This is a genomic window from Cohnella terricola, from assembly GCF_007786475.1.
GTDB classification, from domain to species: domain Bacteria; phylum Bacillota; class Bacilli; order Paenibacillales; family Paenibacillaceae; genus Cohnella; species Cohnella terricola.
This window is the reverse complement of the sequence record NZ_VNJJ01000005.1, coordinates 201,084-226,290: the sequence shown is the minus strand read 5'-3', so window position 1 is coordinate 226,290 and position 25,207 is coordinate 201,084. Positions and strand designations below refer to the sequence as shown.

General features: G+C 55.7%; 22 protein-coding genes. 1 reads left to right on the top strand and 21 read right to left on the bottom strand.

Annotation, left to right across the window (positions count from 1 at the left end; all coding sequences use genetic code 11):
- Positions 1-3 precede the first annotated feature (3 nt).
- The 12 genes from glyS to yqfC form a co-directional block, all read right to left on the bottom strand.
- Positions 4-2,085 carry a glycine--tRNA ligase subunit beta gene (glyS, locus tag FPZ45_RS10995; RefSeq protein ID WP_144701208.1) on the bottom strand — a complete coding sequence of 694 codons (2,082 nt, stop codon included), beginning with the start codon at positions 2,083-2,085 and terminating at the stop codon, positions 4-6.
- Positions 2,078-2,965, bottom strand: a complete 888-nt coding sequence (gene glyQ, locus FPZ45_RS10990) for a glycine--tRNA ligase subunit alpha (protein ID WP_144701206.1) — start codon at positions 2,963-2,965, stop codon at positions 2,078-2,080. Before glyQ ends, glyS begins: the two co-directional genes overlap by 8 nt.
- Positions 2,966-3,327: 362 nt before the next feature.
- Positions 3,328-4,176 carry a DNA repair protein RecO gene (gene recO / locus FPZ45_RS10985; RefSeq protein WP_144701204.1) on the bottom strand — a complete coding sequence of 283 codons (849 nt, stop codon included), beginning with the start codon at positions 4,174-4,176 and terminating at the stop codon, positions 3,328-3,330.
- Positions 4,177-4,182: 6 nt separating this feature from the next.
- A complete protein-coding gene (locus FPZ45_RS10980; RefSeq protein ID WP_144701202.1) occupies positions 4,183-4,332 on the bottom strand; it encodes a YqzL family protein in 150 nt (49 codons plus the stop codon).
- Positions 4,333-4,450: 118 nt separating this feature from the next.
- A complete protein-coding gene (gene era / locus FPZ45_RS10975) occupies positions 4,451-5,353 on the bottom strand; it encodes a GTPase Era (RefSeq protein WP_144701200.1) in 903 nt (300 codons plus the stop codon).
- A gap of 23 nt (positions 5,354-5,376) precedes the next feature.
- On the bottom strand, positions 5,377-5,802 hold the full coding sequence (locus tag FPZ45_RS10970) for a cytidine deaminase (protein ID WP_144701596.1): 426 nt from the start codon (positions 5,800-5,802) through the stop codon (positions 5,377-5,379).
- Between the two features lie 58 nt (positions 5,803-5,860).
- Positions 5,861-6,235 (bottom strand): diacylglycerol kinase family protein, encoded by a 375-nt coding sequence (locus FPZ45_RS10965; RefSeq protein WP_144701198.1) that lies wholly within the window; start codon positions 6,233-6,235, stop codon positions 5,861-5,863.
- On the bottom strand, positions 6,232-6,768 hold the full coding sequence (gene ybeY / locus FPZ45_RS10960) for an rRNA maturation RNase YbeY (RefSeq protein WP_144701196.1): 537 nt from the start codon (positions 6,766-6,768) through the stop codon (positions 6,232-6,234). Before ybeY ends, FPZ45_RS10965 begins: the two co-directional genes overlap by 4 nt.
- A complete protein-coding gene (locus tag FPZ45_RS10955) occupies positions 6,765-9,029 on the bottom strand; it encodes an HD family phosphohydrolase (protein WP_144701194.1) in 2,265 nt (754 codons plus the stop codon). The genes ybeY and FPZ45_RS10955 overlap by 4 nt, the downstream gene beginning before the upstream one ends.
- Positions 9,030-9,054: 25 nt before the next feature.
- A complete protein-coding gene (locus FPZ45_RS10950) occupies positions 9,055-9,963 on the bottom strand; it encodes a PhoH family protein (protein ID WP_186438355.1) in 909 nt (302 codons plus the stop codon).
- Positions 9,964-10,046: 83 nt separating this feature from the next.
- On the bottom strand, positions 10,047-11,225 hold the full coding sequence (yqfD, locus tag FPZ45_RS10945) for a sporulation protein YqfD (RefSeq protein ID WP_144701192.1): 1,179 nt from the start codon (positions 11,223-11,225) through the stop codon (positions 10,047-10,049).
- A gap of 72 nt (positions 11,226-11,297) precedes the next feature.
- Positions 11,298-11,594: a sporulation protein YqfC gene (gene yqfC, locus FPZ45_RS10940; RefSeq protein ID WP_144701190.1), complete on the bottom strand. Its 297-nt coding sequence runs from the start codon at positions 11,592-11,594 to the stop codon at positions 11,298-11,300.
- A 197-nt stretch (positions 11,595-11,791) separates the two neighbouring features.
- On the opposite strand from yqfC, the gene FPZ45_RS10935 reads away from it, so the two are divergent.
- A complete protein-coding gene (locus FPZ45_RS10935) occupies positions 11,792-12,028 on the top strand; it encodes a hypothetical protein (RefSeq protein WP_144701188.1) in 237 nt (78 codons plus the stop codon).
- Positions 12,029-12,079: 51 nt separating this feature from the next.
- Here the strand turns inward: FPZ45_RS10935 and FPZ45_RS10930 are convergent, their stop codons facing one another.
- From FPZ45_RS10930 to addB, 9 genes are all read right to left on the bottom strand, one after another.
- Positions 12,080-12,541: a hypothetical protein gene (locus FPZ45_RS10930; protein ID WP_144701186.1), complete on the bottom strand. Its 462-nt coding sequence runs from the start codon at positions 12,539-12,541 to the stop codon at positions 12,080-12,082.
- Positions 12,542-12,578: 37 nt separating this feature from the next.
- Positions 12,579-13,577: a flotillin-like protein FloA gene (floA, locus tag FPZ45_RS10925; RefSeq protein WP_144701184.1), complete on the bottom strand. Its 999-nt coding sequence runs from the start codon at positions 13,575-13,577 to the stop codon at positions 12,579-12,581.
- A gap of 57 nt (positions 13,578-13,634) precedes the next feature.
- Positions 13,635-15,014: an NfeD family protein gene (locus tag FPZ45_RS10920; protein WP_144701182.1), complete on the bottom strand. Its 1,380-nt coding sequence runs from the start codon at positions 15,012-15,014 to the stop codon at positions 13,635-13,637.
- A gap of 653 nt (positions 15,015-15,667) precedes the next feature.
- Positions 15,668-16,111, bottom strand: coding sequence for a GatB/YqeY domain-containing protein (locus FPZ45_RS10910; protein WP_144701178.1), 444 nt, complete (start codon positions 16,109-16,111; stop codon positions 15,668-15,670).
- A gap of 15 nt (positions 16,112-16,126) precedes the next feature.
- Positions 16,127-16,300 carry a 30S ribosomal protein S21 gene (rpsU, locus tag FPZ45_RS10905; RefSeq protein ID WP_094041673.1) on the bottom strand — a complete coding sequence of 58 codons (174 nt, stop codon included), beginning with the start codon at positions 16,298-16,300 and terminating at the stop codon, positions 16,127-16,129.
- A 151-nt stretch (positions 16,301-16,451) separates the two neighbouring features.
- On the bottom strand, positions 16,452-16,808 hold the full coding sequence (locus tag FPZ45_RS10900) for a histidine triad nucleotide-binding protein (RefSeq protein ID WP_246120411.1): 357 nt from the start codon (positions 16,806-16,808) through the stop codon (positions 16,452-16,454).
- Positions 16,809-16,991: 183 nt separating this feature from the next.
- Positions 16,992-17,624 (bottom strand): hypothetical protein, encoded by a 633-nt coding sequence (locus FPZ45_RS10895; protein ID WP_144701174.1) that lies wholly within the window; start codon positions 17,622-17,624, stop codon positions 16,992-16,994.
- A 38-nt stretch (positions 17,625-17,662) separates the two neighbouring features.
- The gene (gene addA, locus FPZ45_RS10890; RefSeq protein WP_246120410.1) at positions 17,663-21,562 is read right to left on the bottom strand and encodes a helicase-exonuclease AddAB subunit AddA; all 3,900 of its coding nucleotides are present in this window, start codon (positions 21,560-21,562) and stop codon (positions 17,663-17,665) included.
- A complete protein-coding gene (addB, locus tag FPZ45_RS10885) occupies positions 21,559-25,095 on the bottom strand; it encodes a helicase-exonuclease AddAB subunit AddB (protein WP_144701172.1) in 3,537 nt (1,178 codons plus the stop codon). The genes addA and addB overlap by 4 nt, the downstream gene beginning before the upstream one ends.
- Positions 25,096-25,207: the final 112 nt, after the last annotated feature.

Below are 25,207 nucleotides of genomic sequence, written 5' to 3'. Positions count from 1 at the left end.
GTGTTAGCCGGACAGCTTAGAAAAGTCGGCGAATTGTTTCACGTCGTCCGCGATCAGCGCGAGAACGGCTAGACGGTTGCGGCGCACCGCCTCGTCTTCGGCCATAACCATGACAGCCTCGAAGAAGTTCGTCACCGGATTGCTCAGAGAGGCGAGCGCGGTTAAAGCCCCAGCCAAGTCGGCCTCGGTCGAAGCGTTCAGGAATTCCGCATGGGCTTTCTGCCAAGCCTCGAATAACTTTCTCTCGGCATCGTCCGCAAACAGATTCGCGTCCACTTGCTTGGAATCGGCTTTTGCCGCAAGATTGCATACCCGGTTAAACGCCTCCACCGCCGGACGGAATTCTGCTTTGCCGTTCTCCGAAGTCGCATTTTGCAGCGCATGAGCGCGAAGCAAGGTGCGGCGAATGTCCGATACGCCCGCTCCGAGCACCGCATCCGCGACATCGTATCGAATCGCTTGATCGGACAACACGTTCTTGACCCGCAGAACGAAAAACTCCTGCATGTCCTTAGCGACGTCGTATGCTTCCTGCTTTAATCCCCTCTCGGCATGAATATCGAGAGCAATGTTGAACAGATCGTCCAATGTAATCTCCAACTCGTGGGCGAGAAAAGTGCTGACGATACCTGCCGCTTGGCGGCGCAACGCGTACGGATCTTGCGAGCCGGTCGGGATAATGCCGATGGAGAAACATCCGGCGATCGTATCCAGCTTGTCGGCGATACCCACGATCGCTCCGATCAGCGAAGCGGCCGGTTTATCCCCGGCGTTGCGAGGAGAATAGTGCTCATTGATCGCCCGCGCCACGCTCTCGCGTTCTCCAGCCATCCGCGCGTAATCTTCGCCCATAATTCCCTGCAGTTCGGGAAATTCGTAAACCATCTGCGATACCAGGTCGAACTTGCAGATGTCCGCCGTACGGCTGACGTCTTGCCGGGCAGCTTCGTCCAGCCGCAAATGCGCGGAGATCCGATCGGCCACGGTGCGTACGCGGCGAACTTTATCCGCGACGGAGCCGAGTTCTTCGTGATAAACGATATTCTCAAGCTTGGAGAGCGCATCCGCGATCTTCAGCTTCTTATCTTCTTCATAGAAAAATTTCGCGTCGGACAGACGGGCGCGAAGCACTTTCTCGTTCCCTTTGGCCACGACGTCGATCGAAGCGCGATCCCCGTTGCGGACGGTCACGAAATGCGGCAGCAGCCGTCCGTCGCCGTCGAATACCGGAAAATAACGCTGATGCTCGCGCATGGACGTAATCAACACGTCCTGCGGAATTTGCAGGAACGAATCGTCGAACGATCCCGACAGTACAGAAGGCGTCTCGACCAGGAACAAAACTTCTTCAAGCAAATCTTCCTTCACGGCGATCTTCCATCCGCGTTCCGCTGCCAGGTTCCGAATGCCTTCCAGAATGGCGCTCTCGCGTTCTTCCACGTCGACGATCACTTGCTGGGCGCGAAGCCGTTCGACGTAAACGCCCGGCTCCTCGATCGACGTATCCGTTCCGAGAAAACGATGTCCGCGCGTCGTGCTGCCGGCAGCGACGCCGGCGATCTCGAAAGGAACGACATCGGTTCCGTGGAGAGCCACCAGCCAACGGATTGGGCGTACGTAACGAAGCTCGTGGTCGCCCCATCGCATGTTTTTCGGGAATGTCAAAGAAGTAACCAGTGCAGGCAACGCCTCCGGCAGAAGACCTGCCGTTTCAACGCCCAAGCTGCTTTTGTTCGCGAATACGTATTCCACGCCCCCGACTTCGCGCAGGAACAACGTATCCGGGTCTACGCCTTGACTGCGCGCGAATCCGAGGGCCGGTTTGCTCCAACCGCCGTTCTCGTCGTACGCGATCTTGCGCGATGGTCCTTTAACCTCTTCGCTTATGTCCGCTTGCTTATCGGCCACTCCCGTTACGAGTACCGCAAGACGGCGCGGAGTCGCGTAAGCTTTAACTTCTTCGTATGTTAAGCGGCTGTCGCTCAGCCACTTTTCGGTTTTTTCCTTCAGTTGGGCCATTGCTGCGCGCACGAAACGGGCAGGCACCTCTTCCAATCCGATCTCTAGCAACAGGTCTTTAGCCATTGTTCGCCGCTCCTTTCTTCAGCAGCGGGAATTCCAGCCGCTCCCGCTCTTGCAAATACGTAGCCGCGACTTGACGGGCCAAATTGCGGACGCGTGTAATATATCCAGTACGCTCGGTAACGCTGATCGCTCCGCGCGCATCAAGCAGGTTAAACGTATGGGAGCATTTCAGCACGTAATCGTAAGCGGGAAACACCAGATTGGCTTCCATCGCCCGTTTCGCTTCCGTCTCGTAAGTCGAGAACAATTGGAACAGCATCGCCGCGTCCGACACTTCAAAAGTATATTTGGAGTGTTCGTATTCGGGCTGCTTGAATACGTCGCCGTAAGATACGCCGTCGACCCATTCTAGATCGAATACGTTCTCTTTGTCCTGAATGTAAGAAGCAAGACGTTCCATACCGTACGTGATCTCGACCGCCACGGGAAAACAATCGATGCCTCCGACTTGCTGGAAGTACGTAAACTGGGTGACTTCCATTCCGTCCAGCCACACTTCCCATCCGAGCCCCCAGGCGCCAAGCGTCGGAGATTCCCAGTTATCCTCGACGAAACGGATATCGTGATGAAGAGGATCTATGCCAAGCCGTTTGAGGCTTTCCAAATAAAGCTCTTGAATGTTGTCCGGCGAAGGCTTCATGATCACCTGGAATTGGTGATGCTGATAAAGCCTGTTCGGATTTTCCCCGTAACGGCCGTCCGCCGGCCGTCTCGAAGGCTCGACGTAAGCGACGTTCCACGGCTCGGGGCCGATCGAACGGAGGAAAGTCATCGGGTTCATCGTACCCGCGCCTTTCTCGGTATCATACGGCTGCACGACGATACATTTCTGCTCTGCCCAAAATTGCTGCAGAGTTAGCGTCATTTGCTGAAAATTCATCTCGTTCGCTCCTTAATCGAATTCTTTGTATATGGACATACAAGTCGTTCAATGCGCCCTGGAACGTCAAAAAACTCCCGTCCCACGCCCGCGTTGGCAGACATAGGGACGGGAGCTGAACGTTCCCGCGGTTCCACCCTACTTGGCTTCCCAGAGACGCGACGCGGATAAACCGCCGAAACGTCAAGGAAACCCTCCTCTTTCGCAAACCGTTCTCTCCAGAGTGCCTTTCGCCGATCCGTGACTCCGGGCTTGCACCATCCCCGGCTCGCTGTTCGTTCCCAACGGTATTCGGTTACTCTCTCTTTCACCGAGACAAATATAAATTATGATGTCATTCTAAACTACAGGGAAGTGCGCTGTCAAACCGTTTCATCTTCCGCTCCGGTTTCCGGCGCGGATTCAGCCGCGGCTGGCGTCGCGGAACCCCGTTCCGGATTAGCCCGAATCGGCCGCTCGCCTAGCAAATCCCCGTATTTCTCCAATTGATCGAGAAAGTTTCGGGATTTCAAATTCAGGTTTAGATGAGTATCCAGCCATCGCCGGAGAGCAAGCTGCAGTTCCTTTTTCGTGCGATCGCGGACCGCAATGTTCCCGAGCCTTCTCAGATCGATTGCGAGAAACACGCGCAAAATCTTCCATGCTGTCTCCGACAGCTCCAGCGCGTTCGGATCCCTATGCCTGCAAGAAAGACATAAAGCGCCTCCCCCTCCCGCGCTGAATCGGAAGGGGCCTTCTAGCTTACCGCAGCTGACACATTCGTCCAGCATCGGGGCGTAACCCGCGGCGCTGACGACCTTCATCTCGTATGCCCGCAGCACGATTTGCGGATCTTTGCCTTCCGCAAGCGCAGTCTGGCACGCTTTAAGCTGATGAAACAAATAGGCGGCGGCTTCGTCGTCGTTAATGGCCCGGTCGGTAAGCTCCGCGGCGTACGCGGCGTAGGCCGGGCCTTCCAGGCCTTCTCTTAGTTCTTGAAAGGATTCGATAATCTCTCCGCTGTTCAGCGTTCCGAGCGAACCCGATCTATAGTAAGAATAATCGCCGTATGTAAACAATTGAGCAAGCGATCCGTATCTGCTCTTCAGCTTTTTCGCTCCGCGAACGACGATGCCCTGCTTGCCGAAAGACGGCGTAAGCAGGGTAATAATTTTGTTTCCTTCTCCGTAATCGGTACTTCGGATGACCAATCCTTCGGCCCGATAAAGCATCGGCTCTCATTCCTCGTCCGCGACGTTCCCCTCGTCATCTTCGGCTCCGGCATTCGCGCCGAGCTCGGGAGCGCCGAGATTGTGCATTTCCTTATAAAGCAAATACGCTTCGATATCGCCGGTTTGCGTAAACACGTGCCACGTGAAATCCCGCACAGCGCCTCATCCTCTCCGGGCGAAAATGAATTGCACCTTCGAGAGTTAGCATGTCACGGGAACCGAAGCTGTATGCCTGACACATTTTGTACACCGGTATGGCGCAATTGCTCTTAACCTAATCTTCCCGGTAACCGAGCGTTTTCAGGATCGACTCCCGGTTGCGCCAATCTTTATTTACTTTCACCCAAAGTTCAAGGAATATTTTCGAACCTAGCAGCCGTTCCATATCCAGTCGGGCCAACTTGCCAACTTCCTTAAGCAGGCCTCCGTTTTTGCCAATAATAATTCCCTTCTGGGAATCCCGTTCGACGTAGATGACGGCCCCGATGCTGACAAGCCCGTTGTCCCCGACGCTCATGCTCTCGATCTCGACTGCGATGGAATGCGGAATTTCTTCTCTGGTCAATTGCAGCAGTTTCTCGCGAATCAACTCAGCACAGACGAACTGTTCCGGATGATCGGTAATCTGGTCGGCCGGGTAATACATCGGACCTTCGCCCAAATATTTGGACACTTGTTCGAGCAGCGAGTTGACATTATTGCCGTGAAGCGCGGATACCGGCACGATCTCGGTAAAATCCATTGTTTTGCGGAATTTATCGATGACCGGAAGCATCTCGTCCGGATGAATCTTGTCGATTTTGTTGAGCACTAAAAATACCGGCGTTTCTTTGACTTTCTTTAACTGCTCGATGATGTAGCGGTCTCCTCCGCCGATTGCTTCCGTCACGTCGGTCAAAAACAGAATCGCGTCCACTTCGTTAAAGGCGCTCTCAGCGGCTCTGACCATATAATTGCCCAGCTTGGAATTCGGCTTATGGATACCCGGCGTGTCCAAGAACACGATCTGCACGTCATCCGTCGTATATACGCCGTGTATTTTGTTGCGCGTCGTCTGCGGCTTGTCGGACATAATCGCGATCTTCTGTCCGATGACCTGGTTCATGAGCGTCGACTTGCCCACGTTCGGGCGGCCTACGATGGCCACGAAGCCGGATTTGAAGCCTTTTTTCTGCATGCGTTAATCTCCTTGTGTTACGCTCATTTGTTCAAATCGCGCGACGTAAACGCGCCCGGAAGCAGCTCCGATACGGTCGTCACGCGCGTTTCTCCTTGCATATTGGCCAAAATAACCGGCATGTCCGGTCCGCATAGCTCCGCGAGCACCTGCCTGCAGACGCCGCAAGGCGAAACCGGCAAATCCGTCTCGGCGACAACGGCGATGGCTTGAAATTCTCCCGCTTCGCACCCGTCCGCGATCGCGCGAAACAACGCGGTGCGCTCCGCGCAGTTCGTCGGCCCGTAAGCCGCGTTCTCTACGTTGCAGCCGTGGTGCATGCGGCCTTGGGCATCTATGGCTACCGCTCCGACGGCAAAGCCGGAATACGGGACGTACGCTCGCGAACGGGCTTGCTTCGCTTCTTCCACCAATTGCTCGATCGTTGCGGATAGTCCGTTGAATTCCATGAACACCATTCCTTTTCTCCATTGCATCGGGCTATTCCCTGAAGTTCCCTTGTTCAACCTACTGAAAACAAACTCTCCATAATGGCGGACCAATCACGATCGCGCCTACCGCCGCCGCGAAAATCACGGCGACTAGAACGGCGCCTGCCGCAGCATCTTTCGCCGCTTTCGCGAGCGGATGAATGTCGGATGAAATCCGGTCTACCGTCCGTTCGATCGCAGTATTGATCAGTTCCGCCGTAAAGACGAACGCAATAGCTAGCAGCAGCCATAATATGTCCGATCGCGGAATCCTCAGCCAGATTGCCAGAACGGCTACGATACAAGCGGAAACCAAGTGAAATCGCATATGGCGTTCGCCTCGCAACGTTTCCGCGATTCCCGCACACGCGCTGCGGAACGAACGGATCTCGCGCGAACGCCAGCCGCTCACCGGGTGAGACCCGCCTCTAGCAGCACTTCCTCTTGCTTGGCGAACATTGCCCGCTCCTGCTCCTCGTCCCCGTGATCGTAGCCGAGCAGATGAAGAAAACCGTGCACGAACAGAAAGCCCAGTTCGCGCTCGAAGCTATGGCCGTATTCTTCGGCTTGCGCCTCCGCTCGAGGTACGGAAATGACGATATCGCCGAGCATATCGGAGAACGGATCGCCCGCTTGGTCTTCGTCGCGCCAATCGTCTGCGCCTTCTTCCGACGATTCGTATTCGTCCTCGTAATGAATATCCGCCTGTTCGCCTTCGATCATCGAGAAGCTAAGCACGTCGGTCGGCTTGTCCAGCCCGCGATACTGGCGATTCAGCTCGCGAATGCCTTCGTCGTCGGTCAGCGTCAATGTTACGATCCCGCGCTTCACGTCTTCTTTCTCCCCTGCGACGCGAAGCAGCTTCTCGAGCAGGTCCATCCATTTTTCTTCGCGTTCGCCGGCTCCGCCTTCACGCTCGTCGATCCATTCCAAGCTCAAAGTCATGCTTGATTCTCCTTTGCTTCCTTCATTTTTTTCAACTCTTTATCATCCGGATATTCGATCCGCGAGTGGAACATGCCGATGACCGCTTCCTTCAGCGTTTCCGCGATTTTGTCGAGTTCCTTCATCGTTAGGTCGCATTCGTTGAATTGCTGATCGTCCAGCCGATCTTTGATGATCTTGGCAATCATCGCTTCGATCTGTTCGACCTTCGGATGGTTCAGCGAACGTACGGCCGCTTCCACGCAATCCGCGATGCCGACGATCGCCGCCTCTTTCGATTGCGCCTTCGGCCCCGAATAACGGTAATCGTCTTCGGTAAAGTCGACCTCCGCGCCTTGTTCCTGCGCCTGCTTAACCGCCTTGTAATAAAAATATTTCAAGAAAGTAGAGCCGTGATGCTGTTCGGCGATATCCCGGATCGGCTTAGGGAGCTTGTGCGCCTTAAGCATCTCCGCGCCGTCCTTCGCATGGGCGATAATGATCGATGCGCTCACTTTCGGATCCAGCTTGTCGTGCGGGTTGCCGGAAGCGTTCTGGTTCTCGATAAAATAGAGCGGTCGTTTCGTCTTGCCGACGTCGTGATAGAACGAACCTACCCGGCAGAGCAGCCCGTTCGCCCCGACGGACTCGGCCGCGGCTTCCGACAGATTGCCGACCATCAGGCTGTGATGGTACGTGCCCGGCGTTTCCGTCAGCAGCTTGCGCAGCAGCGGATGGTTCGGATTAGACAATTCAACGAGCTTAAGCGCGGACAGGATACCGAACGTCAATTCGAAGAAAGGCATTAGTCCGATGACAAGCACGGCCGTCAGCAAACCGCTTGACAGCGTGAAAATGACGGATTGGATCAACTGCATACGGCTGGGCTCCGGATTGACGAGCATCAGGGCGAGCACGGCTACAGAGCCGAACAGGCTGACCATAATTCCCGCCTTCAGGATCGATGACCGCTGGCTTGCTCGATGAATCGCGAGCACGGCCGTAAAGGACACGACGGCGGCAACGAAGCCGTACCGGAAATCGAATACATGCTCCTGCGTGACGTTCAGGATTATGCTGGCGAGCAGCGTGAACAAAAACGAGCTGACTAGCCCCAAATGCATATCGATGAGCAGTGTCACTAGCATGCTGCCCATCGCTACCGGGGCAACGAAACCGACGAAAGGCCATTCCTCGCTGTAAGTCAGCGCGACTAGATGCATCAGGACGATGTTCAGGGCGAAAATCAACAGCATCATCACCCAATGGGCGTTCGTTCTTTTCTGCGCGGTTGCGGCCGACGTCAATTCGCCGTAGCCGTATAGCGCCAAAGTGAAGAGAACCGAGAACAGCAGAACGCCAAGCTGCGGCATATAGTTTTTCCGTTGCTGCAGTAGGCCCAGGGAATCCAACTTCTCGTACAGGCTTTCCGTAATGACCTGCCCGGCTTTGACGACGACGTCTCCCTGCTTGATCTGCACGGAAGGCGTATTTTGCTTCGCTTCGACCTTCGCGTTTTCGGTCGCTTTTTTGTCGAAAAACTTGTTCGGCATAATCGCCAGACGGGCCAGCTCCTGTACGATCTCCCGCTCCGTCTTCTGAGACAACGAGCTTGCATTCACGAGCTCCGCCACTTTCGTGCGGGCCGTCTCGGCTTGCGTCAGCGGCTCGCTGGTCAGCTTGCGCACGACGTCGCGACCGACCGCCCTCATTTCTTGCAGTTGCTCCGTCGTCATGCGCGGAATTTTATAGAACGTCTCTTCCGGAATCGAGTATTTCTGCGCGTTCACGACGCGCTGCATCTCCGTGAGCAGATCGGTGGAATACGCTTCCGATCCTCGGTTGGTCATCACGAAGTTGGTGACATACTGGTCGACGCGTTCGGGAATCACCCTGCGGAAAATCTCGACCCTGTCGGCTTCCGTAATCTGATCGTCCGAGTTCAGTTCCTCGATTCTCGCGAATAGCTCGTTTACGAGCACCTCGTTCCTTAGGGGCACGATGGAATAAATATCGGAGACCTTCTCCGCCGCTTCCTCTTGCGCCTGCAGCGTCGCCTTCTCGTCAAGTTCCTGGCGGGGCGCTTTGATATCTTTGTCCGCTTTGCCGTTTAACGTAATATTGTAAGTTTCCGGCACGAGCCTGGGCGCAAGGCTGAAATAAAACAAAAACACAAAAAGCAGGAGCAGGAACCAGCGCATCGCCGCGCTGTTCTTCCATCCTGCCGCTGCCCCAGACAAGGTAAGCGGATTGCTAGGCTGGCCGCTGTTTTTCCGACTCATCCGGCTCTCCCCTCCCTTAGGGTTATTATTCGCTGTCTGCGTTGTAGGCTTGTATGATTTTCTGCACGAGAGCGTGTCTCACGACATCCTGATCGGTGAAGTAGACCATGCCGATTTCTTCGATGTCGCGCAGGATGCGCTCCGCCTCGTTCAAACCGGATTTCTTGCCTTTAGGCAAGTCGATCTGGGTGACGTCTCCGGTAATGACCATACGCGATCCGAAACCGAGCCGCGTCAGGAACATCTTCATCTGTTCCGGCGTCGTATTCTGCGCTTCGTCCAGAATAACGAAAGAATCGTCCAGCGTCCGCCCTCTCATGTAAGCGAGCGGCGCGACCTCGATCTGTCCGCGCTCCATCGCTTTCGCCACGCCTTCCAGGCCGAGAGCGTCGTTAAGAGCGTCGTATAACGGACGCAAGTAGGGGTCGACCTTCTCTTGCAAATCGCCAGGCAGAAATCCGAGATTCTCCCCGGCCTCTACTGCGGGTCTTGTCAGTAGTATGCGCTTTACTTTCCCTTCCTTCAGCGCCCCGATGGCGCACATGACTGCCAAATAGGTTTTGCCCGTTCCGGCCGGACCGATGCCGAAGACGATATCTTTCTTGCGGATCGTCGTAACGTAATGGCGCTGCCCCAGCGTCTTCGGAATGATCGGCTTGCCGCGGAACGTCAACGTGATTTCGCCTTTGAAGAGCGATAGCAGTTCGTCCGCCTTCATCTCGCGCGAAAGCTCGAGCGCGTAACGTACGTCTCTTTCATTTAATTCCAAACCGCTTTGCACGAGCTGAATCAATGTCTCGAACAGCTGTTGCAGGGATCGGACTTCCTCGGAGGGACCTTCAATATAAATTTCAGCGTCTCTCGAACGAATGAGCGACACGGTTTCCTTCTCGATTAATCGCAGGAACTTGTCCTGCGGGCCGAACAGGGCCATCCCCTCGGCTGCGTTGCGCAACGGTATTGTCGTATGTTGAGTCAGTTCCGTCAAAAAAACTCATTCCCCCTAATTCATCGCTTCTAGAATATAGGACGTTCGACCTCAATGGATTGTTCCACTTCAAAAAGAACGGTTAACATCACTTTACCATTCTCGGTTTGTTCATGCAAAATGTTTTCCGCTTTTATAGTCGACTCCGGGCCGCATTTCGCCAACAATTCGGCGCGCGCTTGCGACAAGCCCGCTTCTTTGGCTTGTTCGGGAGTCAGTATTTTCTCGATCTCGACGACTTCCAGCTCATGCTCTTTCATCGTTCCGAACGGCAGTAGCCTTTGCCACAACTGCGCGCGCTGGACGGTCGTGCGGATTTCTGAGCTATCGAACGCCGAATTTCCATAGCCGGAAATTTGCAGTGCGCGATTCCCGATAATCAAATATTTGCGTTCTTGCGACTCACCTGTTAAATTTTTCGTTTTCGTCTCGAGAGGTGTTGCAATTCGGTACTCGTGCCACACAAGCCCCATCACCTTGCCTTTCGATACAACCGCCTTCTGGTCCGTCTCGCTGCCCAGAATGCCGGAAATGAGAATTTCTCCTTTGCGCACACGGTCGTTGCGTTCCACCTTCGGGCGGCCGTTCTCCGCGACGATCTTCGTGATCACCGCGTCAGTCTTAGCGACGAGATGCCTCGGTCCTTCCAACTTTTTTTGCTCGGGTTTCGTCGAATCGACGACCGTAATCTTGATCGACGTCCCCTTTTTCTCCACACCGACCCAAGCCGCTTCAGGCAGCCTCTGCGCCAGTCGCTGCGATAAAGTCGCGGCGTTCCCGAGCCGAAACGACCACTGGTAATCGTAAATGCCTTCCGCCTTTGCTGCTTGTAAAATTTTTTCTTCCGGAATCGCCGAACTCCCTTCTATTCTCACGTCCCAAATCAGCGACGATAAAATAAATAGAATTAGCACAAAGCCGAGCATACCCGCGGCGAACGTTTTCCGGCGCGATAAGCGCGCCATACGAAACGGCAATCCATGCCGGGAAATGATGCGAGTTCTGCATCCATGCTGGCGAAGGATCGGACGAAGCCGGAAAAAGTCCGGAATGGATACCCCGAAAGTCAGTTCGCCAGCCCGTCCGAAAGAAATATCCCATAATTCGATCCGCTCTCTCGTCGCCGCGTTCACGAACGCTTCGGATTGTTTGCCGATCAGCTTGACCCATACGTAACCGCGCGCATAAGCGACCCAATTTGCCCTCATCCTTGCTCCCCTCCAGGCTTAAAGCTTGTCCTGCGCATCAGCAGCCCGTTCTTCACGAGCGTGAGGAACGCATCAGCCGGGCGTTTTCCCTTTGACGTGCAGTTGAACGCCCATGATTTGCCCTTCGACGAATACTTCCTCCGTGCCGATGTTGCGAATGACCAAATCGCGCCCCGTAACTTCCATTTCTCCGTTGTCCATAGCCAATCTAAGACTTTCCGGAGAAAAGTGAAGAATGCCGCGATGATTTTCTACCGTTAACTGAAGGCCCCCGATCATCGTAATGCGCGGCAAGTCCAGCGCCACATCCTGCGGCAGGTCGAGAATCGTCGCGGTCCATTTGCGCAGCTTCCGACTTACACGCATCATTAGGCGGTCCTCCCTCCTATACCGTAAAACATATGCACCGGAGTCTCCCTTTATGAAGCGATGCCGTCCGAGCGGGGGAGTTGCTCGATGTATTCGTGCAACTCTAGGACCACGGCGGGGATACGGAGGAGTTGCTCGATTTAATCGTGCTATTCTGGGACCTCGGCAGAGATACGGGGGAGTAGCTCGATAAATTCGTGCTATTCTGGGACCGCGGCGGGGATACGGGGGAGTTGCTCGATATATTCGTGCTATTCTGGGACCGCGGCGGGGATACGGGGGAGTTGCTCGATATATTCGTTCTATTCTGGGACCACGGAGGGGATACGGGGAAGTTGCTCGATTTATTCGTGCTATTCTGGGACAGCGGCGTCTATGCGGGGAAGTTGCTCGATATAATCGTGCTATTCTGGGTCGCTGGAGCAAAATCGTGAACTGACGAAAAAAGCAAGCCCCGCGGGCCTGCTTTTTTCGTTACTTCGATATTAGCGCCGGTAAGGGCGCTTGGCCCTCGGAGGGCCTAATATTTCTGACCAAATGACCGCGCGGCGCATATCGACTGCGGTAAGATTCAACGAAGCCTCGGATGATCCCTGAGGCTGCTCTAGGGTCGCCGGTGCGGCCAAGCTGCTTTGCGCTGCGACTGGCGTGGCAGCCTTCTTGGGCTCCGGTTTAGACTGAACGCGAACTTTTACCGCAATGGGCCGTTCGGGCTCCGGACTTTCCACTTCTTCGGAACCCGGCCAAGAGACTTCGGGAGCGTGTCCCATCCGAGGCCGTTCTGGCCTCTCCGGATGACGCTGCTGTCCCTCTCCCCCGAAATCCGGCATCCGATTGGGTGGCCGTTTCTCGATCGGGGATTTGCGGAAAAACATCGAATAAAGGAGCCCGATGATGATAAAAACGATATAAAAGTTGCGCGACAGGAACGATAGGAGCTCTTCCATGGTTGTCCCCCCTTTAAGATCGGTCTATTCGCACACCTTACGGTTTACGCGTTCCGTCTCCGCCGTGCGGGTCGCTCTGGTTGCCGATGGATCCTCTCATCCGGGTGTCGGCTTCGATATTTTTCAAGTTCATGTAATCCATAACGCCGAGATTGCCGGACTTAAGCGCGTTTGCCATCGCAAGCGGCACTTCCGATTCGGCTTCGACGACTTTCGCCTGCATCTCAACGACTTTCGCCTTCATCTCCTGCTCGTGGGCGACGGCCATGGCGCGGCGTTCTTCCGCTTTCGCCTGGGCGATCCGTTTGTCGGCTTCCGCCTGCTCCGTCTGTAGATGAGCGCCGATGTTCTTGCCGACGTCGACGTCCGCGATATCGATCGAAAGAATCTCGAAAGCGGTACCTGCGTCCAAGCCTTTGCCTAAAACCGTCTTGGAAATCAAATCCGGATGCTCCAGCACGTCTTTGTGCGACTCGGACGCGCCGTTCGTACTGACGATGCCTTCGGCAACACGTGCTAATACGGTTTCTTCGCCGGCTCCCCCGACCAGACGGTCGATGTTGGCGCGCACCGTAACCCGGGCTCTGACTTTAACTTCAATCCCGTTCTTCGCTACGGCGGATACGACCGGCGTTTCGATAACTTTCGGATTAACACTCATCTGTACCGCTTGAAGCACGTCGCGTCCCGCCAGATCGATTGCCGCAGCCCGTTCGAAGACGAGTGGAATGTCCGCCCGTTGAGCGGCGATCAATGCATTGACGACACGGTCGACGTTACCCCCGGCCAAGTAATGGCTTTCCAACTGGTTAATATTCAAACCTAGACCTGCTTTGGTCGCTTTGATCAACGGATTGACGATCCGGCTAGGAACGACTCTCCGCAATCTCATGGCCACGAGCGTAATAATGCCGATTCTCACGCCTGCCGCGAGCGCCGATATCCACAGCATAAAAGGGAAGAAGCTCAAGAATACCGAACCCGCGACGACAACAAGCGCCACGATTACGAGAAGTTGAATGTCTGTAATGTTCATAGTGTACCTCCGACGTTTTTTTGTTTTCGACTACTGGTCTTTAAGATTCGTTGCCGCTTAGTGAATCTCCTTTACGAGAATCCGGGTACCGTCAACGGAGACGACCTGTACCGCCTTGCCCGCCTCGACGAATTCACCGGACGTGATGACGTCCAGTCGCTGGCCGCCGATCTCCGCAACACCCGAAGGTCTGAGCATGGACACCGCCAAGCCGGTCTGTCCGACCCAATGCTGGCGAGGCTCTTGCGGAACATAACCTTTGTCCGCTGTCAATTGCTCCTTCAAGATAAACCGGTTCCATACGCCCTTTTTGCGGAAAATGTACGCGAATGCAACGACGACGACGGCAGCCACGAGCACCGCGATTCCAAGTGACCTCAGCGCGTTCCCCGTATCGTAGGCGCCCATCGTGATCCCCGTAATCAGCGCCGCGATTCCGAGTATGCCCAGAATGCCGAAGCTCGGTAAGAACACTTCCAACACGAGCATCCCGATCCCGATCAGGAAAACGACCAACGATTCCATACCCGCAAAGCCCGCGATCGATTGTCCGAAGAAATACAAGCCAAACGCGACCAATCCTACGATTCCTGGAACGCCGAAGCCCGGCACGATAAGCTCGATCACGACACCCGCGATTCCGATGATCAGCAGCAGAATGCTGACGCCCGTCCCGGTAACCACTGCGGATATTTTCTCGGCGAGGGACAGATTAAATTCGACGACGGTACGATCGGACAAGCCTTTCCAGGCAATCACTTCATCGACCGTCCCGGCCAATTTGTCGGCGTATCCGACCTTAAACGCATTCTCCGCGCTTAAAGAAATAATCTGACCATTTTCCTTCGTCTCCCCGATCTCCTTAAGCTCGACAACGCGGTGTGGATCAACCATCCCGATTGCGATATTCGCGTCACGCCCGTTAAGCTCCGCGGCGGAACGCATTTCTTCGCTCCAGAAGGATACGTGCTTGGGATTGTCGATTGGATTGCCGGAGCCATCCACGATCATGGCCGCGCCGATCGTCGTTCCCGGCGCCATGGCGATTCCGCCGGCGTTCAAAGCCAGGTAAGCCCCGGCAGACGCGGCTTTGCCCGTAACGAAGGCAACGGTCGGAACCGACGAGCTCCGAATTCGCTTGGCGATATCCTCGGCCGTTCTGAGCTCTCCTCCCGGCGTGTCTATATCGAGCACGATCAGAGAGGCTTTCGCTTCTTCAGCGTTCTTAAAGGCACGTTCCAGGAACGAGGCCAGGCCGGTCTGCACCGTTTGATGGACGGGGATCACGTACACGGATCCCGCAGTCGGAGATGCGGATGCGCGAGCGCCTTGGGCGGCGGAACCGATAAGCGGAATAGCGATCAATGCCGCCCATGCGAATAGCCAGATTCGCCTTGTCCAATCCGGAAAGCGCGAGCGCTTATTCGTTGAACCCATTTTCATTCCTCCTTCTTTATATTTCTCCAACATACCCCATATTACGATTCGACAAAGGAACCGTTTCATCCTCTTTACGAATTTTCTAGGTCTCAACCCAAAAAGTCAAACCCCTGCTTGTCATCCCCTAGGTTGATTTTTGAAAAACAATAGTTGCTCGTTTAGCAGACTGGATGGGGGCTGTATCCAATTAATTGTCTACTTAATATAAAAATAATTTTTAATACCATCGTAAATAACGATCAATCCAATCACGATAACGATTGTTCTTACAACAAATTCAGCAGTCAAGAGACCTCCCATTACATGAGTAGTATCATATGATGATCCAGTAATAATGTTAGGCGAGAACATAATCAGTAAACCTAATATAAAACTTGAAATAAGAACTACTATACGATTATTTTTGGACACTATAGATACACCGCCACTCATTATGATGAAATCCTGGCCAGAAAGCCAATTATTAAGTCACCACAAACGAGAAAAAGTTACACATTATTACAATTTTCATCAAAAAGATAAAATCAAACGTGGTGTGGAAGTTGCGGCCTACTGATTGGCTCGCACTCCTAAAGGCGTTATTTTGTCACGGGGCTTCGCAAAAAGCAAAAAGCACCCCCTGGCGGGAGTGCCTGTCGTTCATGTCGGAATTATTGCAGAGATTGCTGGACGATTGCGTTGACGAGCTTGCCGTCCGCAACGCCTTTCACCTTGGGCATCAAAGCGCCCATTAATTTCCCGAGGTCGGCTTTAGAAGAAGCACCGGTTTCTTGCATGGTCTGCACAACGATTGCTTTAATTTCTTCTTCTGTAAGCTGTCGCGGAAGATATTCGGAGATGATCTCAATTTCTGCTTTGACATTGCTTACGAGATCTTCCCGCCCGCCTCTTTCGAAGTCTTGGAGGGAATCGCGTCGTTGCTTGAGTTCACGGCTCAATATATTAAGCGTTTCGTTATCGTCAAGCGGTCGGCGCAGCTCGATTTCTTGATTTTTGATCGACGCGCGAAGCAAACGAATCGTCTGCAGACGGAATTTGTTGCCGTCCCTCATCGCTTGTTTCATCTCGTCGTTCAAACGGTCCGCAAGATTCATGAGTGCGGATTCCTCCTAGTACTTGCGTTTACGTGCAGCTTCGGATTTCAACTTCCGCTTCACGCTTGGCTTTTCGTAATGTTTACGTTTTTTCACTTCCGCGAGAACGCCATCTTTGGCAATGGAACGCTTAAAGCGGCGGAGTGCAGCGTCGATTGTTTCATTTTTTCGTACTTTTGTTTCGGCCACCTGTTTTCCCTCCCTCCGCAACAGACCCAACACGGTTATCAAGCTATATTATATGTGATGAGGAAAGGGAGTGTCAACTTGAGCCGGCGAGAAATTCTTAATCGGACGGCACTAAGTTTTTCCTTCCCTCAAAGTCTTGCGATTATGGAAATTATGCTTGTTCGCTCGCGTTAAGCGGACCCAGTTTCTCTCCGCCGAGAATATGCCAGTGGATATGGAAAACCACTTGTCCCGAATCGCGGCCGCAGTTGTTGATCAAGCGATAGCCGCCTTCCGCTAATCCGGCTTCCTTCGCGATCTTTTGGGCCGACAGCAGTAGATGTCCGAGAAGCATTTGATCCTGCTCTTCGCAATCGTTCATCGTCGCGATATGTTTCTTCGGAATGACGAGCAGGTGAACGGGAGCTTGAGGCTGAATGTCGTGAAACGCGATGACGGAATCGTCCTCGTAAACTTTGCGGGAAGGAATCGTTCCTTCGACGATTTTACAAAATAAGCAATCCGACAATGGACGCACCCCTCTGTTTCGTTTGCATCCATCATACCGCATCCGCCGCCGTCCCGTCCAATCGTCAGGGATCCCTCTACGATCCGTCGTAACTTGGGTGCCTGCCTTCTTCACATCATATGCCGGCATAGGCGAATGGCTACATGGGGGCGGTTAGAATGGGCTGATTCTGAATAAGCTTCGTTATTTGGCGAGTACGTCCGCGAGCTCTTCCAATTGCTTCGAAGCTTCAAGCGCCGGGGCTCTCCATTCACCCACCGTGATCATCTGGCGGTAACCCGCTTCGCCAGATGGCGGGCGAAAGCGGAACAGCGTCTCTTGCATCTTCGCGGCGCCGTCCCGGACGTTAGTCAGGAAAACCGTCTCCTCCTCTGTCAAGGGACCCTCGTGCTCGCCGATCGTCGCCAACGGGCTTTCCGCTCCGACAACGGCGTTCATCGCCTCCATAATGGGCTTGGCCGCTTCCGTTCGAGACAATCCCGAATCCAGATGAGCTGCTTCGATAAACAAGCCCAACGTTTCTCCCCCGGCTAGTCTCCCTTCGGCGATCGCTTTTACAGCCCGGATTCGTTCCGTTTCCGTCTTCGCGACAAGCAGCGACTCCGCTCCTTCGTGCAGACGATCAGCGAACGTCATCGCGTAACCGTAACGCTCCGCCAATCTTAAGCCCTTATCGGTCGTATGCGATTGTTCCGAAAGAATGTATTTCGAGTAAGCCATAATTACGAACGTCGCCAGAACGACGATTGCCGCGAACAATGCCGCGAGGGTGTAGGATCTTTTATTTGTGGTTTTGTTTTCGGCGTTCGCCGGCATAACGTTCCCTCCTGATATTCAATCCCTTCCATTTCCGATCAGACAAGCCGAACGGTCTGACCGCCATCGAAGAAATAGACGTACGCTTCCTTCACCGGAGCCCCTGCGATTCCGCGAACGGCTTCGGCATACTTCTCCACCTGGTAGCGATGTTTCTCCGCCGCGTTCGCGGCGTCTTGCCCCTTCAATGCATCCGTCTTATAGTCAACGAGTACGAGTCCGTCTTCCTCCGCGAATAGGCAATCGATCACGCCTTGAATCACGACGGTTTCCCCTGAGGCGGGTGCCAATGCCTCCGGATATACTTCGGCGGCGTTCAAGCCGTAAGTAAACGGCACTTCGCGCCATATCCTTGCAGCTTGGCGCATCCGATCGAACAACGGCGTGCGGCAGAAAGCCGCTACCGCGGACGCTTCGATGCCGTTCCGCTGGTCTGCGGACAATATCCGCTTCTCGACCAGACCGTCCAGCAAGCCCGAGATATGCTCCTCCGCCGCCTCGCCGCTAAGGGGAAGATGTTGCATGACCAGGTGATACGCCGTTCCCCTTTCTGCAGGGGTAAGCTCCCGAGCGGACATGAACCGTGGTCTGCGCAGCCGGAATGTCGCGGCAGCGGCGGCTCCCTCCTCTGTCAAACGCTCCGTCCACTCGCCTGCCGACTCGCCCGTCGATACGTCTGGAATGACTGTCGCGGCGGCTTCGTCCAGGGACAAACGATTTTTCAAAGCGGTGATCGACGTTTTGGCCGCGACCTTAGCTGCGGTCGCACCCCCGTACTCCCAAGACAAAACTTTTTCGATCTTCTCCTCCAGAGCGGCGGACTCCGCCGTAATCGTTGCCGCTTCTACGCGCTCGCCGTTTAATACCGCCTGCCACAAGCGGTCCGAGTCCGGCTGCTCCTCTTGCGCCGCACCCGACAGACGGGTATAAACAGAAAACGGCTCTATTCGGCATATCCACTTCCGTGAAGCGTCTGAAAGTTGGCTAGCTATAACGGCCGCTGGACCGAGCCAATCCAAATACTTACTCGCGGCGGCTGCGACGAACGATGGCAAGCTTTCGTCCGACATCGCGGCCGTTTCGGCCCATTGCTCCCATTGCTTCGACGCGTCTTTGCTCGTGCCGATCAAATATAGCTTTTCTTTCGGCCGGGTCAACGCGACATAGAGCACTCGCATTTCCTCCGCCAACATTTCCGCGGCAAGCCTGCGGCGAATCGCGAGCTGTGGAAGCGTTGGATATGCGACCCGCGTATCCGGCTCGACAACTCGCGGTCCAAAGCCGAGTTTTTTATGCTTAAGGAACGAGCCGTTCAAATCCCTCCGGTTGAAATTCCGACCTAATCCCGCAGCGAATACGACCGGGAATTCAAGCCCCTTGCTCCGGTGGATCGACACGATCCGCACGACGTTCTCGCTTTCGCCGAGCGCTCTCGCGGCACCTAGATCCGCTCCGGTATCGCGCATCCGGCCGAGGAAACGAAGGAAACGGAACAGTCCGCGGAACTTGGAAGAGCGCTCGTATTGGATCGCGCGGTCGACGAGGGCGCGCAGGTTCGCCTGCCGCTGCCCGCCTCCCGGCAAGCCGCCGACAAAATCGTAATACCCGGTTTCGCGGTAAAGCATCCAGAGCAGATCACCCAAGGGCTCCCTTCTCGCGAAATCCCGCCATTCTTCCAGTTTCCGCAGCAACCCGCCGAGCATCTCCCGCAGACCATCCGCGTCCTCCGAATCATCCGGATTCTCGGCCGCGGCGTTCACGGCTTCCCAGAACGTTCCCCCGCGCCGCGCAAGCCGGATTCGCGCAAGCTGTTCCGCCGTCAGCCCCCCGATTGGAGACCGAAGCACGCCAGCCAGCGGAATATCCTGCTGAGGATTGTCGATGATCGACAACAGCGATAGCATAATATCGACTTCCGTCGCGGCGAAATATCCTGTCGCGAGATCCGCGTAAGCGGGTATTCCCGCCGACTTCAATTCTTCGAGAAACGTCGGCGCTAGCGCGGATACGGCGCGGAGCAAAATGACGATATCGCGGTACTGAACCGGACGGTGCAGCTTTGCTTTGCCGTCGTATACCGCAAAAGGAACCCGATCTTCGCTGTCCGTGCCCATAAGCTTGCGGATCTCGGACGCGATACACCGCGCTTCCAACTGTGCCGCTTCCATATCTTCGGCACCGTCGGGCGACCCGTCTTCGGAGGTGGCTTCGCTTTCTCCCGTTCCCGGCGACTCGGTGGAAGCACCTGCCGCCTCGTCGGCGCTGTCGTCCGAACCACCGGCTGCATCCAGCAAAATCATCTCGACGGCGTACGGATTAGCTTCTTCTTCGGCTGAGGGATATCCGTCCCCGTAGATAAGCTCGGCCCGCTCGTCGTAATTCATCTCTCCGACGGGTTCGCGCATGATGAGCCGGAACACGTGATTGACCGCGTTTACGATCTCCCTGCGGCTGCGGAAGTTTCTCGCCAGATCGATGCGAAGTCCGTCGTTGTCCGCAGGAACTTGCGCGAATTCAGGACTCCAAGCCTCATACGTTTTGTACTTCTCCAGGAACAATCCCGGCTCCGCCAATCGGAAACGGTAAATGCTTTGCTTCACGTCGCCAACCATAAAGACGTTGCCCGGGTCTTTTCTCGCGATCAGCGAAACGATTGCCTCCTGAACCTCGTTCGTGTCCTGATACTCGTCCAGGTAGATCTCCGCGAACCGCTCGCTGAAACCCTGTGCCGCCAGGGAAGGAACGCTTCGTTCCGGCGTCGAGGAAGGATCTCGCAAGATCCGCAGCGCATAATGCTCGAGATCTCCGAAGTCAAGCAATCCCTTCGCCCGCTTCGCTTGCTCGTAACGCTCGCCGAACGCGATCGCGAGTTCGGCCAGCCTCTCCATCTCCGGCGCCAGCTCACGCAGCTCCGACGCGTACTGTTCCGGAGAGCGGACGAGCCACTCGCCTGCGAGCTTGCCCGCCGCTTTCTTCGCCGCATCTCTAAGACCTTTGACACGCTCGATCATAGCTGGATCGTACTCGTCGCCTTTGCAAGCCTTCAGCCTTCCGAATGCGATTCCTTCGACCGCTGCCTGCCAGTCCGCCCAATTCCCCGTGCGGAACGCCTCGGCGGCTTTCTCCAAACCGTCGATATCAGCGAAGAGCGTTTCGATGTAGGGCTCCGGCCCTCCCGGTTCATGGGCCAGTCTGAGCGCGCCGCGAAGCAGGTGAAGCGTGCCTTGCAGCAGAAGTTCGGCATCGTCCCGCAAGCTTTTGACCCATAACGAGCGAAGCAGCTCTTCCGCTTGGGCCAGCCGGAATTCACCGGCCGTCCGTCTTAGCCAATGCTCCGGCCACGGATGGCTGCCCGCGTATTCGAACAGTTCGAGCACGAGGCGATGAAGCGGTTCATCGCTTCTTTCACCCCCGAAGCGGTCGGCAAGCGCCGCCAACGCCCCGTTCTCTCCTTCGCTTGCGTACAGTTCCTCGAACAGCTCATCCAGCGTGTCCATCCGGAGCAGTTCCGCTTCGGTATCGTTGGCCATGCGGAATCCCGGGTCGAGTTCGATCAGCGGTGCGTACCGCTCCACGATTTCCAAACAGAACGAATGCAACGTCGTCACGGACGCTCTCGGCAGAAGAGCGATCTGGCGCCGAAGATGCTTCGAATCCGGATTCCGTTCCAACGCTTCCTCCAGCGCATGGCGGATTCTTTCCTTCATCTCCGCAGCGGCCGCTTTCGTGAACGTCGCCACGAGCATGGCATCGACGTCCAGCGGCTTCTCCTCGTCAGCGATTCGAGAGATGATCCTTTCCACGAGCACGGCCGTCTTGCCCGAACCTGCCGCCGCGGCGACGAGCAGATTGGAGCCGTCCGCGACGATGGCCGCCCATTGCTCGTCCGTCCAACGGCTGCCTTCCGGCTTGGCCGGCCATTCCTGCGCTTTGATCACGACGGTTCCCTCCCTTGAGCGTCTTTCGCGAGCCGTTGCCAGAGCTCTTCCCGATTCGCAGCTTTGCTTAGCGATTGATATACGTTGCCTTCCACCTGAGTATCGAAATGGCAAACAGGCTTGTAATCGCAGAACGCGCACGGACTACGCTTGTCCAGCCGATAAGGGGCGATCGCCACGTCCCCGTCCACGATCCGCTTGCCGATCCGGCGAATCTGGGAGCGTACCGACCCGCGAAGCACATCCCATTCGCTTCTACTGGCGACCTGCGAGCGTGCGGAGAACGTCCCGTCTTTCTTGAATTCGACCGGAACGACCGCGGACTTGCTCGCTTGATGGAGCGATTCGTCCATCAGCTTGACCGTTTCGCCGTCGGACAAAAGCAGGCCTTGCATCCGGTATTCCTTGAACAAGGCGTTCCTTGCCTCTTCCTGGGACAATCCGTTCGACGTAAGCAGCAGTGGGTTTTGAACGTGAAAATAGAGCACGCCCGCCGGTTCCGCTGGGCGTCCCAGCCAGTGCGGTGCATGGGAGACGACGACGTCCAGGTAGGTGAGCATTTGCAGCGACAGCCCGTGTGCCACTTCGTCTAATCTGAGCTTCATCGCGCTCGATTTATAATCCATGATCCGAAGCAGCAAGCCCGACGAAGATTCCGCCGCGTCGACGCGGTCGATCTTGCCCGCGATGTCCATCCAGCGCGCGCCGTCGATCGGAAGCGACAATGCGGGCAGCAAGCCGTTAGGACCGAAACTCAGTTCCAGGCCGACCGGCTTGAATGCCGACAGCGCGGCCTGCTCTCCGAGCACGGACGAAGCTTGCATGACGATGTCCCGCAGTTTGCGGGCCATCACTTGATGGCGATGCGAGGAGAGCAAAATCTGCGATTGCACACGCGGCAGCAGCTTGTCCACGGCGGCCGCCGCTTCGCTCTGCCATCTGGAAGCGTCCAGCCCCGCAGGTCCTTCGGCGAACAGCTTCTCGGTCGTCTGGCGCAATGCCGCGTGAAACAACTGTCCGATATCCGGGGAATCGACCCGGAATAATTTGCGCTCCCGCAGACGCAAGCCGTGAACGGCAAAATGCTGGAACGGACAGGCGATGAATCTTTCCATGCGGGACACGCTGGCTAGCAGCCGGTCTCCGTATAGCAGCCGACTTGTTTCGGGCGATAACGGCTGTTCCTCGTTCGTATAATTGAGAGATGAGATCAATGAAACTAGCCTGGCTCTCCACTCCTCGCGCGACAGAAGCCAGTTATATACCGAACGCCAGCCCGGGGACAGAGCTTCTCCTTGACGCCAAGCGCGAAGCCGCGTTAAGAGATGAGTCATCGCCTTGCCGGGGTGCACCGCGTATTCGAGCTGCTCTTCCTCCGAATGCGTTTCCTGCGGCTCGGCAGCCGCGGAACGCACGGGGATGCCCGGGAATCGCTTCCTCAGCTTCGCGATCCATTCCGAAGGAAGGAGTGTTTGTCCTTCCTCGTTGGCGACCGGATAGCTTACCCACAAATGATGGGAAGGGGTCGTCAGCGTCAAATAGGCCAAAAACTGCTCGTCCAGCAACCGGCGCCTCGCCCCCGGTGCGAGCGACAATCCGGCCGCGGCAAGACGGTCGCGTTCCTCTTCGGCCAGCAAGCCGTTCTCGGAAATGCGCATCGGCATCACACCGTCGCTCGCCCCGAGCAAATAAACGATCTTCACGCGATCGGACCTTGTCCTCTCGGGACTTCCGATCAACACCCCGTCGAGGGACGGAGGAACCGCCCCAAGCTTCAGTTCTTCCAGCCCCGAGTCGATCATGCCAGCGAACAGCGCCGTATCCGGCGACTGTTCTCCCATCAGCTCGACCAGTTGATCGAGAAGGTTGACGACGCCATCCCATAACGGCCGATGGACGGCCATCCGTCCCGGCTTGCCGGACGCGGCGTCTTGCTTCGCCCAGCTTTCCAGCGTATCGGCCGCTCCGGTCTCTTCGAGAAAATAATAAACGCTCTCGCACAATTCCTTTACGGAACCCCCTTGCTTCATTCTTCGCTCCAAAGCGATCAGCGGCTTCAGCAATGCATCGCGGACTTCGATCAACGGAGCCATCGCTTCCTCGGCTTGCGCCTGATCCGTCTCGTCCTCGATGTCCCCTCGGTACAAAGGAAACCATGCTTGATCGGCATGCCACCGCCAGCCGTCGATTCCCGCCGCCAACGCATAGTTTTCCAGACGGTCGACCTCATCCCGTGACACGCGCCGCTCGGGCGTCCCCAACAAGTCCGTTTTCGCGCAGCGGAATACGGTTTCCGCCTTCCAGCCTCCCGTCACGCATTCGAGCGCCGAGCGAACGAACTCGACGAACGGGTGATGGGAGACGGCCGCTTTGCCGTCCAAATAATACGGAATGCCATAATCGCCGAAAACGGCCGAAAGCAAATCCGCATAATCGTCCATCTTGCGGACGAACACCGCCATATCCCGCCAGCGGTTGCCTTCTTCCCTTACCCGGCGAAGCATGTCGCGGGCGGCGGCTTCCGCTTCCGCCCTGCGATTGGCCGCTTCGTGCAGAGAGAGGCCGCATTGCGGGTGATCCGGCCGCAACCATTCAGTCTCGCCGTCCCAACGTTTCCGATTCTCCCAATTCCGTTCAAGGAACGCGAGCAGCGGGTTCGAACGGAATCGTGGCGCCGTCTCTGGCGCCAGAACGACAGGTGGCTCTATGTCAACACCCGCGGAACGAGCCAGATCGCTCAGCCGGGCGGACGTCTCCGCTGTCGGATGGAACGCATCCAATTCGTCCGGGTTTTCACCTTCACCGTACAAGCGATCCGCGCACAGGGCGACGCTGACTCTGTCCGCCTTTTTCAAGAGAGCTTCTACAGCCGCATACTCGCTCGGGGTAAATCCGTGAAAGCCGTCCATCCAAATTTCCGCGCCGGAAAGCAGTGAAGAATTTCCGGCCCCGCGGGTCAGCCATTCCAACATGTCTTCCCCGTCGAGCCAATGACCGGCCAATTGTCGTTCCATATCAGAATAGATCAGAGACAGGTCGTGCAGCTTGTCCGCTAAAAGCGCGGTTTCTTTCGTCTCTCCGATCCGTCCGGAAGCAGTCTCTGCGTGTTGCGACAGCAAGCCGCCGTCTAGGCCGTACCGCTTCATCTCCGTAAACAGCTCATTGATTCGCGCGACTAGCCCCGATTCGGTCTTCCCGCCGCGAAACAGTCGCAATTGTTCCCTTCTTGCTTCAAGCGCTTTATGTAAAAGCATAGCTTTGCCGTTATCATGAATCGGAACGACGGCGGAACCGCCCGTTTCCTGCATGACTCGGTAAGCGAGCCTGCGAAAACTCAGCACCTGCGCCCTCATGAACCCGCCTAATCCGGGCGTCGTCGCCATTGCGTATTCCGTTTGAAACGTTGCTTGCTCGGGAACGATCAGTATCAGCGGAGCGCCCAATGGATCTTCCTTCAGCCTGCTCCTGATTTCATCCAGGCAGAAGCGCGTCTTGCCGCTTCCGGAACGCCCGGCGATGAGCCTTAAAGACATGCTTCTTCCTCCTTGCTTAGTCCGAATTCCTCTATTTCTTTATCTTGATTATTGTAACATATATAAGTAACTGAATCGCAAAGAGCCCGAGAGAGCACTCTATTAAAGTACC